This is a genomic window from Streptomyces sp. NPDC048584 (assembly GCF_043199595.1).
In the GTDB taxonomy this organism is placed as follows: Bacteria; Actinomycetota; Actinomycetes; order Streptomycetales; family Streptomycetaceae; genus Streptomyces; species Streptomyces edwardsiae.
In genome coordinates this window covers 24,725-37,373 of sequence record NZ_JBICWF010000013.1, presented here as the reverse complement: position 1 = coordinate 37,373, position 12,649 = coordinate 24,725, and the positions used below count along the sequence as shown (strand labels likewise).

The 12,649-nt window shown below is 71.6% G+C and carries 8 protein-coding genes; 4 read left to right on the top strand and 4 right to left on the bottom strand.

Going from position 1 to position 12,649, the window contains the following annotated elements:
* Window positions 1-13 precede the first annotated feature (13 nt).
* Entirely contained in the window at window positions 14-1,912 is a 1,899-nt protein-coding gene (gene htpG, locus ACGFR9_RS26225; RefSeq protein ID WP_393212730.1) for a molecular chaperone HtpG, read from the bottom strand.
* Between the two features lie 202 nt (window positions 1,913-2,114).
* Between htpG and ACGFR9_RS26220 the strand changes: the two genes are divergently transcribed.
* Window positions 2,115-2,558 carry an ATP-binding protein gene (locus ACGFR9_RS26220; RefSeq protein ID WP_393212728.1) on the top strand — a complete coding sequence of 148 codons (444 nt, stop codon included), beginning with the start codon at window positions 2,115-2,117 and terminating at the stop codon, window positions 2,556-2,558.
* A gap of 33 nt (window positions 2,559-2,591) precedes the next feature.
* Here ACGFR9_RS26220 and ACGFR9_RS26215 read toward each other — a convergent pair whose 3' ends face one another.
* The gene (locus ACGFR9_RS26215; RefSeq protein WP_393212726.1) at window positions 2,592-5,258 is read right to left on the bottom strand and encodes a SpoIIE family protein phosphatase; all 2,667 of its coding nucleotides are present in this window, start codon (window positions 5,256-5,258) and stop codon (window positions 2,592-2,594) included.
* Between the two features lie 245 nt (window positions 5,259-5,503).
* Here ACGFR9_RS26215 and msrA point away from each other — a divergent pair, with 245 nt between their 5' ends.
* A complete protein-coding gene (gene msrA, locus ACGFR9_RS26210; RefSeq protein ID WP_030218755.1) occupies window positions 5,504-6,016 on the top strand; it encodes a peptide-methionine (S)-S-oxide reductase MsrA in 513 nt (170 codons plus the stop codon).
* A 71-nt stretch (window positions 6,017-6,087) separates the two neighbouring features.
* On the opposite strand, the gene ACGFR9_RS26205 is transcribed toward msrA, so the two are convergent.
* Window positions 6,088-6,561 carry a carboxymuconolactone decarboxylase family protein gene (locus ACGFR9_RS26205; RefSeq protein WP_393212724.1) on the bottom strand — a complete coding sequence of 158 codons (474 nt, stop codon included), beginning with the start codon at window positions 6,559-6,561 and terminating at the stop codon, window positions 6,088-6,090.
* 178 nt (window positions 6,562-6,739) lie between these two features.
* Here ACGFR9_RS26205 and ACGFR9_RS26200 point away from each other — a divergent pair, with 178 nt between their 5' ends.
* Window positions 6,740-6,964: a hypothetical protein gene (locus ACGFR9_RS26200; RefSeq protein WP_393212722.1), complete on the top strand. Its 225-nt coding sequence runs from the start codon at window positions 6,740-6,742 to the stop codon at window positions 6,962-6,964.
* A 24-nt stretch (window positions 6,965-6,988) separates the two neighbouring features.
* Here the strand turns inward: ACGFR9_RS26200 and ACGFR9_RS26195 are convergent, their stop codons facing one another.
* A complete protein-coding gene (locus ACGFR9_RS26195) occupies window positions 6,989-9,568 on the bottom strand; it encodes a discoidin domain-containing protein (RefSeq protein WP_393212720.1) in 2,580 nt (859 codons plus the stop codon).
* 450 nt (window positions 9,569-10,018) lie between these two features.
* Here ACGFR9_RS26195 and ACGFR9_RS26190 point away from each other — a divergent pair, with 450 nt between their 5' ends.
* Window positions 10,019-12,295: a catalase gene (locus ACGFR9_RS26190; RefSeq protein ID WP_393212718.1), complete on the top strand. Its 2,277-nt coding sequence runs from the start codon at window positions 10,019-10,021 to the stop codon at window positions 12,293-12,295.
* Window positions 12,296-12,649 lie beyond the last annotated feature (354 nt).

Here is a 12,649-nt window from a genome sequence, read left to right as displayed (position 1 = left end):
GCGCACCGCCGGGTCACAGGGTGCGCTCCAGCCGGTCCGCCATCAGCCGCACGAGACGCGCCGGATCCTTCGGGCGGCCGCCCTCCGCCAGCACGGCCAGCGCGTACAGCAGCTCGGCGGTATCGGTGAGGTCCGAACGGTCCTCGCGCTCCCCGTACGCCTTGTTGAGGCCCTTGACCAGCGCGTGGTCCGCGTTGAGTTCCAGGATGCGCCGGGTGGCCGGCACCTCCTGGCCCATGGCCCGGTACATGCTCTCCAGCGCCGGGGTGAGATCGTTCGCGTCGGCGACGAGACAGGCCGGGGACACCGTCAGCCGCGTCGACAGGCGCACCTCCTTGACGTCCTCCGCCAGCCGCTCCCGCATCCAGCCGAGCAGACCCGCGTACTCCTCGGCCTGCTTCTCCCGCTCCTCGTTGCCGCGGTCGTCCTCCCGCGCGCCGAGGTCGACCTCGCCCTTGGCGATCGACCGCAGCGGCCTGCCCTCGTACTCGGACACCGCGTCGACCCACACCTCGTCGACGGGGTCGGTGAGCAGCAGCACCTCGATGCCGCGCTCGCGGAACGCCTCCATGTGCGGCGAGTCGCCGACGCTCTCCCGGGACTCGCCGGTGATGTACCAGACGGCGTCCTGTCCCTCCGGCATCCGCTCCACGTACTGCCTCAGCGTGGCCGTGCCGCCGTCCCCGTGCGTGGTCGCGAACGACGTCACCGCGAGGAGCGCCTCACGGTTGTCCGGGTCGGTGACCAGCCCCTCCTTCAGCACGGCGCCGAACTCCCGCCAGAACGTGGCGTACCGTCCCGTGTCGTCGGCCATCATGTCCTTGACCGACGACAGCACCTTCTTGGTGAGCCGGCGCTGCATCATCCGGATGTGCCGGTCCTGCTGGAGGATCTCGCGGGACACGTTCAGCGAGAGGTCCTGGGCGTCGACCACGCCCTTGACGAAGCGCAGATACGGCGGCAGCAGGGCCTCGCAGTCGTCCATGATGAAGACGCGCTTCACATACAGCTGCAGTCCGTGCCCGGAGTCGCGCCGGAACAGGTCGTGCGGGGCGTGCGACGGGACGAACAGCAGGGCCTGGTACTCGAAGGTGCCCTCGGCCCGCAGCTGGATCGTCTCCAGCGGTTCGCGCCAGTCGTGGCCGATGTGCTTGTACAGCTCGTGGTACTCCTCCTCGGACACCTCCTCGCGCGAGCGCGCCCACAGCGCCTTCATGGAGTTCAGGGTCTCCGGCTCGGCCGCCTCCCCGTCGTCGCCGCTCCCACCGACGAGACGGATCGGCCAGGTGATGAAGTCCGAGTAGCGCTTGACGATCTCCCTGACCGTCCACTCCGAGGCGTAGTCGTGCAGCTGGTTCTCGGGGTCGGCCGGCTTGAGGTGCAGCACGACGGAGGTGCCCTGCGGGGCGTCGTCGACGGCCTCCAGCGTGTACGTGCCCTCGCCCCGCGACGACCACCGGGTGCCCTTCGGCTCGCCCGCGCGCCGGGTGAGCAGGGTGACCTCGTCCGCGACCATGAACCCCGAGTAGAAGCCGACGCCGAACTGGCCGATCAGCCCCTCCGCGCCGCCCCCGTCCTGCGCCTCCCGCAACTCCCGCAGGAACTCGGCGGTGCCCGAGTTGGCGATCGTGCCGATCAGCCGGCCGACCTCGTCGTACGACATGCCGACGCCGTTGTCCCGCACCGTGAGGGTGCGGGCGTCCTTGTCGATCTCGAGCTCGATGTGCAGATCGGAGACGTCGGCGTCCGGTGCCTCGTCCCGCAGCGCGGCCAGACGCAGCTTGTCGAGCGCGTCGGAGGCGTTGGAGACGAGTTCACGAAGGAAGACGTCCTTGTTCGAGTAGACCGAGTGGATCATCAGCTGGAGCAGCTGACGGGCCTCAACCTGGAACTCAAACGTTTCGGTCGGCATGATGCGCGATTACCTCACTGATTCACGGATCGCCGGATACTGGCCCGGATCACTCTAGTGAAAAGCGGGGCCGTCGTGCCGCGTTCGGCTTCCCCCCGCCCACGGCCCACCGATGTCACAGGCACCTGTCACACTTCAGTGGCGTGCGGGGGAGCGATGCGGGTAGTCGCGCGGGTGTGATCGGTGAGTGAAGGCGGGCCGGATGGAACCAGTTCCAGTCGACGAGGGGGACACGGTGCCAGGCGCACCGCGGCTGCGGGCGTCGTACGCCCTGGACGACGACGGCACGTGGATAGCGCAGGCACGACATCTCGCCGCCGCGTTCCTGGCCCGCGCCCGGTCCGAGGACGGCCTGCCGGTGTCGACCCGCGCGGTGGAGATCACGCAGCTCGTGGTCAGCGAGCTCGTCACCAACGCCCGCAAGTACGCGCCGGGCCCCGTCGGCCTCGACCTGCGGGTCGCCGGCGACGCCGTCGAGGTGATCGTCCGGGACGGCAACCCCGCGCCCCCGGTGGCCCGGGACGCGGACCCCGGACGGGTGGGCCAGCACGGACTGGAGATCGTGATGGCCGTCGCCCAGGCCCTGGACGTACGGCAGGAGCCGGCCGGCAAGAGCATCACGGCCCGTATCTCACTCCTCGCCTGAGCAGGCCCGGGCCGTCGGCAGGGTCGTGCGGACTCACTCGTCGTCCCCGGCGGGCAGCGGCTGCTCCGTCCAGATGACCTTGCCGTTCGCCGTGTACCGCGTGCCCCAGCGTTCGGCGAACTGGGCGACGAGGAACAGTCCGCGGCCGCCCTCGTCCGTGATCGCCGCCCGGCGCAGATGCGGGGACGTGCTGCTGCCGTCGGACACCTCGCAGATGAGGGCGCGGTCCCGGATCAGCCGTACCCGGATCGGCGGCGAGGCGTGCCGGACCGCGTTCGTCACCAGCTCACTGATGATCAGCTCCGTGACGAGCGCTTCCTCCTCCAGCCCCCACCCGGCCATCGTCCGGGTGACCGCCGAGCGCACCGAGGCCACCGCGGACGGATCGGACGGCACGTCCCACACGGCGGTGTGGTCCTCGTCCAGCGCCCGCGTGCGGGCGATCAGCAGCGCGACGTCGTCGCGGGGCCGCTCCGGCAGCAGCCGCCGCAGCACCGTGTCGCAGGCCTCGTCCGGGTTCCCGGCGCCCTCCAGGGCCCGCCGCAGCAGCTCCAGCCCCTCGTCGATGTCCCGGTGGCGGTCCTCCACCAGGCCGTCGGTGTAGAGCGCGAGGCTGCTGCCGGGCGCGAGCAGCAGCTCGGCGGTCTCGAACGGCAGCCCGCCCAGCCCGAGCGGCGGACCCGCGGGCACGTCGACGAACCCGGCCCGGCCGTCCGGACCGACGACGGCCGGCTGAAGATGCCCGGCGCGGGCCAGCGTGCACCGGCGGGTCGACGGATCGTAGATGACGTACAGACACGTCGCCCCCGTGACCTGCGCGGCCTCACCGTCCCCGCCCTCGTCCTGGTCGATCCGGGTCACCAGCTCGTCCATGTGCCACAACAACTCGTCCGGGGGCAGGTCCAGAGTGGAGAAGTTGTGCACCGCCGTACGCAGCCGGCCCATGGTCGCGGCCGCGTGCAGCCCGTGACCGACCACGTCGCCGACCACGAGCGCCACCCGGGCGCCCGGCAGCGGGATGACGTCGAACCAGTCGCCGCCGACCCCGCCGCGCCCCGCCTGCGCCGGCAGATAGCGGTGCGCCACGTCCAGCGCGTTCTGCTCCTGCAGCGCGCGCGGCAGCAGACTGCGCTGCAGCGTGCCCGCCATGGCGTGCTCACGGGTGTAGCGGCGGGCGTTGTCGATGCTGACCGCCGCGCGGGCCGCCAGCTCCTCGCCCAGCGCCACGTCGTCCTCCTCGAACGGCCCCGGCTTGCGCGAACGCCAGAACGTGACCACGCCCAGGACGACACCGCGTGCCCGCAGCGGCACCGCGACCATCGAGTGGATCCCGGCCTCGACGACCTTCCGGGCGCGCTCGGGCGCCGGCTCCTGCCACCCGGAGAAGCTCGTCATGTCGGCCTCCAGGACCGGCCGGCCCGAGCGGAAACCGGCGCCCTGCGGCGTGGCGGGGCCGTACGGGATCAGCTCACCGACCGGCAGGAACGGGACGTCGTCCCGGACACCCCGGAACGCGACCCGGCACAGCGCCGCGTCCCGCTGCGACGGCTCCTCACCCCGCAGCACGGCCTCCGCCAGTTCCACGGCGACGAAGTCGGCGAACCGCGGTACGGCGAAGTCCGCCAACTCCTGCGAGGTGTGCACCACGTCGAGCCGGCTGCCGATGCGCAGGCCCGCGTCGTAGAGCAGCCGCAGCCGCTGCCGCGCCACATCGGCCCTGCCCTCCAGGGCCTGGAGTTCGGTGGTGTCCCGCAGTGTCGCGACGGCCCCGGAGGGCCCGCCGTCCCGGTCGGTCGGACGCTGGCTCACGGCCAGCAGCCGGCCCCGGGCGACGTACACCTCGTCGGTGGCCCGGCGGCCCTCGGCGAGCAGCCCGGCCAGGGCCGCGTCGACCCCGGCCCCGGCCGCCGTACGGCCCTCCGCGTCCGCGGGGAGGTCGAGCAGCCTGCGCGCCTCGTCGTTGGCCAGGGCCAGCCGGGCCTCACCGTCGACGATGATCACGCCCTCGCGTACGGCGTGCAGCACGGCGTCGTGATGTTCATACATCCGGGTCATCTCGGCCGGCTCCAGCCCGTGGGTCTGCTGCCGCAGACGGCGGCTGACCAGGGCCGTGCCCAGCACCGACAGACCGAGGGCGGCGGCCGTCGCGCCGAGCAGCAGCGGCACCTGGTGGTTGGCGGTCTCACTCACGCGTTCGAGCGTGATGCCGGCGGAGACCAGCCCGGCCACGGTGCCGTCCGGGTCGGTGACCGGCACCACGGCCCGCGTGGACGGCCCGAGCGTGCCCGTGACGGTCTCCCGGACGATACCGCCCTGCGCGGCGGGCTCGATGGCGCCGATGTAGTGACGGCCGATCTCGGCCGGATTGGGGTGGGTGTAGCGGATGCCGTCCGTGGTCATCACGACGATGAAGTCCACGTCGGCGGCCGCGCGCGCCGCCTGCGCGCGAGGCTGCAGCACCGCGCTGGGATCGTCGGACGCCAGCGCCGCCCGCACTCCCGGCGCCTGGGCGAAGGTCCGCGCCACCGCGAGCGCCCTGTTGCGGGCCTCCCGCTCGGTGTCGGCGCGCGCCTGCAGTACGAGGGCCGCCGCCGCGGCGAGCGCGAGGAACAGCACGATCACCACTTGCAGGGCGAACACCTGGTGGGCGAGGGGACGCGCGGTCACCACCGGGCGAAGGCGGCCCAGGAAACCGGCCATGCCCCATTTCTAGCACCGCCCCACGCCCGGTGCGCGAAGGATCCCCCAAGATCCCCCCGGCCCGCCCCCTCACCCGCCGACCCGCGGGGAGTCCCGCATCCCCGTGCTCCGCGAGCGGCGAGCATGACGGGCAGACTGTGCGGCCCGCCGTACGCCGACGGCGGCGTGACCGGAACAATGGGGGAGCCGGTGGGGTTCTCACTGGTGGAAGCCGTAGGGCATGTGGGAGAAGGGCGACATTCGAGATGACGAGGAACGAGGAGAGGGCGCTGCTCGCCGGCGGCTGCTTCTGGGGCATGGAAGAGCTGATCCGCACGTTCCCGGGTGTGCTGACCACGCGGGTGGGCTACAGCGGCGGCGACGTGCCGAACGCGACCTACCGCAACCACGGCACGCACGCCGAGGCGATCGAGATCACCTACGACCCGGCCGTCACCGACTACCGCACGATCCTGGAGTACTTCTTCCAGATCCACGACCCGAGCACGAAGAACCGGCAGGGCAACGACATCGGCACGAGCTACCGCTCCGCGATCTTCTACCTCGACGACGAGCAGAAGCGCGTCGCCGAGGACACCATCGCCGACGTCGACGCGTCGGGGCTGTGGCCGGGCAAGGTCGTGACCGAGGTGACCGCGGCCGGACCCTTCTGGGAGGCCGAGCCGGAGCACCAGGACTATCTGCAGCGCTACCCGGACGGCTACACCTGCCACTTCGTACGTCCCGGCTGGCGGCTGCCGAAGCGCACCGGGGCCTGACACCCGTATATGACGAGGGGGCGCGTCCGCTTCGCGGGCGCGCCCCCTCGTCATGGGCCGAAACGGTTCCGTCAGCCGAACTGGCCCGGCCGGTAGGCGCCGGCGGGCTGGCGGTTGATGACGTTGATGCGGTTGTAGGCGTTGATGACGGCGATCATCGAGATCAGGGCGACGAGCTGGTCCTCGTCGTAGTGCTTGGCGGCGTCGGTCCAGGCGTCGTCACTCACCCCGCCGGACGCGTCGGCGAGCCGGGTGCCCTGCTCCGTCAGCTCCAGCGCCGCGCGCTCGGCCTCCGTGAAGACGGTGGCCTCCCGCCAGGCGGCGACGAGGTTGAGCCGGACCGCGGTCTCCCCGGCCGCGGCGGCGTCCTTGGTGTGCATGTCGGTGCAGAAGCCGCAGCCGTTGATCTGGCTGGCGCGGATCTTCACCAGCTCCAGGGTGGTGTGCGGCAGACCGGCGTCCGTCACCGCTCTGCCCGCGGAGTTGATGTGCTTCAGCACCTTGGCCGCGAGGGGGTTGGAGAAGAAGTCGAGACGCGCTTCCATGGGGAGCTCCTTGGTCGGCTGTCGTGGATACACCGCACTGACGGAGGAGCTCCGGCGGATGTGACCGGAACGCGGATGTGACCTACGTCTCCTCGCCGGACGGCGGCGGTCCGACGTGTCGTCCGCGCGGCGGCGCACGACCGATAGCCTGGCCGGATGGACGGGGAGCGGAGCGTCGGTGAGTGAGCGTCGGGAGCGCGACTGGGCGGACATGACGCCCGGGGACTTCGATCTCGACGCTCCGCTGTTCCTCAGTGTGGGAACCGGCCCCGTCGTGGTGCCGGCCGAGCCGGACGAGTACGGTACGGCGCCGCTGTTCGGGGAGGAGACCCCCGTACGACGGCCGGGGCCGCGTCGTGTCCCGCGCCGGACCGCCCCCGAGGAGCAGGGGCGGCTGTTCTGAATCCGGCGCGGGACGCCGTCACGCTCAGGGGAACTGGGTGACCTTGGACGGGACGGTGTCCGTCCCCGACGTCGGGGCGCCCGTGTCGTTGATGACGTGGCGGTACTGCCCCTTGCCGCCGAGCGAGATCACCTGCAGATTCCGCATCTTGATACCGGGCTTCACCGGCACCTGGAATCCGTGGTGCTGCACGATGGTGTCGTCGGACGTGTAGTTGCAGTAACTGCCCAGCGCCCATGCCTCGTGGACGTTCACCGAGTCGGCGACCTTGTAGGACGCGTAGCCGACGATGCCGTCATGGGTGATGGCGGCCTCGTTGGGGGCGTCGTACGCCTTCTCGTTCTGGAAGAAGATCGTGCGGCCGCGTTCGCCGCTCCAGAACACGTCGTACTTGTTGAAGTGTTCGACGAAGAGACCCGTGGTGAGGACGTCGTCGCCGTTGACGCGCAGTCCGTAGTCGGCGCGGTTGGTCTCCCAGCCGACGCCCTCGCCGTGGTCGGCACGCCAGATCCAGGTGTGGTCGATGATCACGTCGTCGCTGTTGACGACCACGGAGTCGGTGGCACGCCCCGGACCGGCACCGCCGATACGGACGAACACGTCCTGCATGGTGGTCGGGTTGGCGGCGTGGTCCGCGGCGGAGCCGGGCTCGCCGATCCGCAGCAGCGTGTCCGAGTTGACCGGGCCGGCGTCGATCAGGAAGCCGGCCAGCCGGACACCGTCGACGTCCGCCACGTGCATGGCGTCGACCCCGTTGTCCGGGATGATCGTCGCCAGGCCGAGGCCGAGCACGACCGTGTTGGCGCGGTCGACCTCGATGGTCCGGTCCAGATGGTAGACACCGGGTGTGAACAGCAGGTTGAGGCCCTGGTCGAGCGCGGCGTTGATGGTCGCCGCCGTCGCGCCGGGCTTCACCACGTAGAACCGGTCGAGCGGAAGGGACGTACCACCCGTGTTGGCGGGCCAGGAGACACCGCGCGCGTTGGTGCGCTTGGCGGGCACGAACACCTTGTACTGATTGCCGTCCAGGTAGAGGAACGGCTTCTCACGGGAGATGGGCGTGGTGTCGAACGTGGTGTACGGGCCGGTCTCGAAGTTGCTCGCCGGAGCGCCCTGGACACCCGTGAACGTCATGTTCCACACGCCGTTGGTCCAGCCGCCGACGGAACTGTCGCGCGTGTACCACTGCTGCTGGGAGTACGGGCCGACGGTGCCGTCGATCTTCGAGTCGGCGATATAGCCGCCGGAGGCCCAGCCGTAGCCGTTCGGGGCGAGGTTGAGGCCGCCCTTGACGTGGATCCGGCGGAACGGAGCGGCCTGCGCGACCGCCCAGCGGTCGGTGCCGTTCACGGGGTTGATGGCGAGGTTCTCCGCCGAACGCCAGAAGTTCTGCGTGGCGTTGCCGTTGAACCAGCCGGCGTCCACGGTGAGGTCACCGTTGATCTGCACGTCGTCGGGGTTGAGTCCGAGGCCCGAGACCGAGGTGTAGAAACCGAGTTGGGCGTTGATGTTGTTGTACGCGCCCGGCTTCAGCAGGAACTGGTAGCGGCCGCTGCCGAACTGGTTGCTCTCCTGCTGCGCGAAGACCTGGTCGAACTTCTGCTGCAGGTTCGGCGTCGACGGGTCCACGACGATGACGTTCGGACCCAGATCGCCGCCGCCCTCGATCGGACCGGTGCCGCCGTCGTCGGACGTGGTGTGCACGGCGACCTCCCACAGGGAGTAGCCGTAGCCGGTCCCGCGGGCCGTGCCGAGGACGCGTACATAGCGGCCCGAGCCGCTCACCTCGTAGGAGGCACGGCCGCCGGTCGCCCCGGTGACGGACTTCAGGGTGCTCCAGTTCTGCCCGTCGGTGGACGCCTCGATCCGGAAGTCCTTGCCGTAGGCGGCCTCCCAATCGAGGTCCACCCCGCACAGATCGCGTACGGCGCCCAGGTCGACGCGCACCCACTGCGGGTCGGCTGCCTGGCTCGACCAGCGGGTGCCGGCGTCACCGTCGAACGCGGCGGCGGCGGGGGTGCCCGCGTTCTCCGTGGACGAGGCCGAAGCCGGCCTGCCCTGGGCGGCGTTGGCCGTGCCGCAGGAGGCGGGCGGGTTGGAGCCGGTGGTGCCGAAGACCTGGAACTCCCACAGCGAGTAGCCCCACTCGGTGGCCCGGTCCAGGCCCTGCATACGGACGTAGCGGGCCTGCCCCGACACATCCACGGTGTCGACGCCGCCGTCGCTCCCGGTCACGGTGCGGGCGTCGGTCCAGCTGCTGCCGTTCCCGGAGAACTGGATCTTGTAGTCCTTGCCGTAGGCGGCCTCCCAGTTCAGGACGACCCGGGTGACCGACGCCGTGGCGCCTAGGTCGACCTGGAGCCACTGGTCGTCGCTCGCGGCCGACGACCACCGGGTGCCCGTGTCGCCGTCCACCGCGCCGCTCGCGGGCGTGCCCGCGTTCTCGGCCGTGGAGGCGGTGGCCGTCCTGCCCTGGGACAACGGGGTCTCGGCCGCGGCGGCCGGGGCCTGGGCGGCGGGCAGGGTGACGAGCGCCGCCGTGGCGGCGAGCGCCGTACCCAGGGCTCCGCGTCTGAGGCGGCTCGAGTGCTTCATCTGTCTCATGCGTCAGCCTTCTGCTGGGGCGATGTGGGGATGCGGGCGAGCCCGCGTGCGCGCAGGCCGGACCGTCCGGCCGGCCGGTGGCGCTGTGCAGCGGCTCTCTCTGCGAGTAGGCATGCCGGAGGACGAACACGGCTGCGCGGCCGCTTAGTTCAGGCTTTGATTTAAGTGGTGAGACATCGCCCCGGCAAGCCCTCGGACATGAATTGGTGAAGCGGATGCCCGCCGCGGGGCGGCTCGCCGGGCCGAATCCGCATGCCTCGACCGCCCGGCCCGGGGTACGCGGCCGGGGCGGTTCACCCCTTCGGGGGGCGCCCGCTGCGGGGGTGCTGCCGACGTGAGACGTTGACAGCGCCTGCTGCCCTTTTCAGGTGCTATGCCCTGTCGGGGCGCCCGCAGTCGCAACTGAACGCACGGCCACCGTGGCCGGTCCGAAGCGGAGGAGTGTCACCCATGAGCGAGGCCAACCCCGTCAAGCGGGCGGCGAAGAAGATCGCGGAAAGCCTGCGGGACGACGGATCGGCACCGTCCGACGGCATTCCCGGCCGGCCCGGACCCCAGCCGCCCACCGTGGCCGAGCCGACCCGGCCCCGTGAACCGCTGCCGGCCAAGCCGGACCAGAGCGGCCCGGCCACCGTGTCGCCCACCGGCCAGCCGACCGGCGCCGACCAGGCGAGGGTGGCGCAGTCCGGCAACTACCTGACCAACGCCCAGGGCACCCGGCTGTACGACACCGACCACTCGCTCAAGGTGGGCCCGCGCGGCCCCGTACTGCTCCAGGACCACCATCTGCGCGAGAAGGTCATGCACTTCGACCACGAGCGCATCCCGGAGCGCGTGGTCCACGCGCGCGGCGCCGGCGCGCACGGGGTGTTCCAGAGCTACGGCACGGCAGCCGCCGTGACCAAGGCCGGGTTCCTCGCGGCGGACGTCGAGACACCGGTGTTCGTACGGTTCTCCACCGTGGTCGGCTCGCGGGGATCCGCGGACACCGTGCGCGACACCCGCGGCTTCGCCACGAAGTTCTACACCAGCGAGGGCGTCTTCGACCTGGTCGGCAACAACATCCCGGTCTTCTTCATCCAGGACGCCATCAAGTTCCCCGATGTCGTCCACGCCGTGAAGCCGCACCCGGACAGGGAGATCCCGCAGGCACAGAGCGCGCACGACACGTTCTGGGACTTCGTCTCCCTGCACACCGAGGCGACCCACCACACGATCTTCTTCATGGGCGACCGCGGCATCCCGCGCTCCTACCGCATGATGGAGGGCTTCGGCGTCCACACCTTCCGGCTGGTGAACGCCGAGGGCGGCACGACCCTGGTGAAGTTCCACTGGAAGCCCAAGCTGGGCGTGCACTCCCTGGTGTGGGACGAGGCGCTCACGATCAACGGCGTCGACCCGGACTTCCACCGGCGGGACCTCGCCGACGCCATCGAGGCGGGCGCGTACCCGCAGTGGGAGCTGGGCATCCAGACCTTCCCCGACACCCCCGAGCAGACCTTCGAGGGCATCGACCTGCTGGACCCGACGAACATCGTGCCGGAGGAACTCGCCCCGGTGCGGCCGGTCGGGCTGATGACCCTCAACCGCAACCCGTCCAACTTCTTCGCCGAGACGGAGCAGGTCGCCTTCCATGTCGGCCACCTCGTGCCCGGGATCGACATCACCGACGATCCGCTGCTCGCGGGACGGCTCTTCTCGTACCTGGACACCCAGATCACCCGCCTGGGCGGCCCCAACTTCCCACAGCTGCCGATCAACCGGCCGCAGGCACCGGTCAACGACATGCTGCGCGACGGCATGCACCAGACCGCCGTGCACCGGGGCGTGGCCCCCTATCGGCCCAACTCCCTCGACGGGGGCTGCCCGTTCACCGCCGGCGCGGACACGAGCGCGTTCATCGAGGCGCCGGTGCGCATCCCGGAGGCGTCGAAGGTGCGCGAGGCGCCGGAGTCGTTCGCGGACCACTTCAGCCAGCCACGCCGGTTCTGGCTCAGCATGAGCCCCGTGGAGCGCGAGCACATCATCGGCGCCTACACCTTCGAACTGGGCAAGTGCTACGAGCAGGCCATCAGGGAGCGGACGCTGCAGGTGCTGGCCAACATCGACCCCGAGCTGTGCGCCGGTGTCGCCGCGGGACTCGGCCTGCCGGCGCCCGAGCCCACCGTGCCGCTCGCCGACGTGGCGCCGAGCCCCGCCCTCTCGCAGATCGGGGGGACCTGGCCCGTCGACGGCCGCGTCATCGGGATCCTCGCCGGTCCGGACGGCGACCTCGACGGGGTCCACGCGGTACGCGACGCCGTGCTCGAGGCGGGCATGGTCCCGCTGGTCGTGGCGCCGACGGCCGGCACGCTCGGCTCGGGCGATCCGGCCCTGACGGTACAGCGCAGCTATGTCACCGCGCGGTCCGTCGAGTACGACGCCGTACTGCTGGCCGGGCCGCCGGCCCCGGGCGACGACGCGACCGGCGTGCGCGACGGCAAGGGCGCGCCGGCCGCCGGGCGGCGTACGGCGGCCGACCCGCGGGTCGCGCAGCTGCTGACCGAGGCGTTCCGGCACGGCAAGGCGATCGGCGCGTGGGCGGGTGGCGAAGCCGCCCTCGAAGCGGCGGGTATCCCCTCCGACGCCCCCGGCGTCGTGGTCGCCGACTCCGGGCCCGCCGTCCTCGACCAGGTCCGCGCCCTGCTGGCCTCCCACCGCGTCTGGGAACGCTTCACACCCGCGTGACACGCGATCCGGGTGGGAACCCCGCCCACCCGCTTCCAAGCGCACCGGCGCCGCACGCCGTGGCGCGACCACGGGCGCCGGTGCCGCGGTGCACGCCTGCCCTTCCCTCGCCTCCGGCCCCGTTCGTGTGGGGGAGGGGGTTTCCGTCGGCCCGCGTCGCGGCTGTCCACGGCGGTCGGCCCCGGCCGTGGGGCGCCGGTGGTACGGGTCATGCCCGCCGTTCCTCGCCCTTGGTTCCGTTCGTGTGGGGGAGGGGGCTTCCGTCGGCCCGCGTCGCGGCTGTCCACGGCGGTCGGCCCCGGCCGTGGGGCGCCGGTGGTACGGGTCATGCCCGCCGTTCCTCGCCCTTGGTTC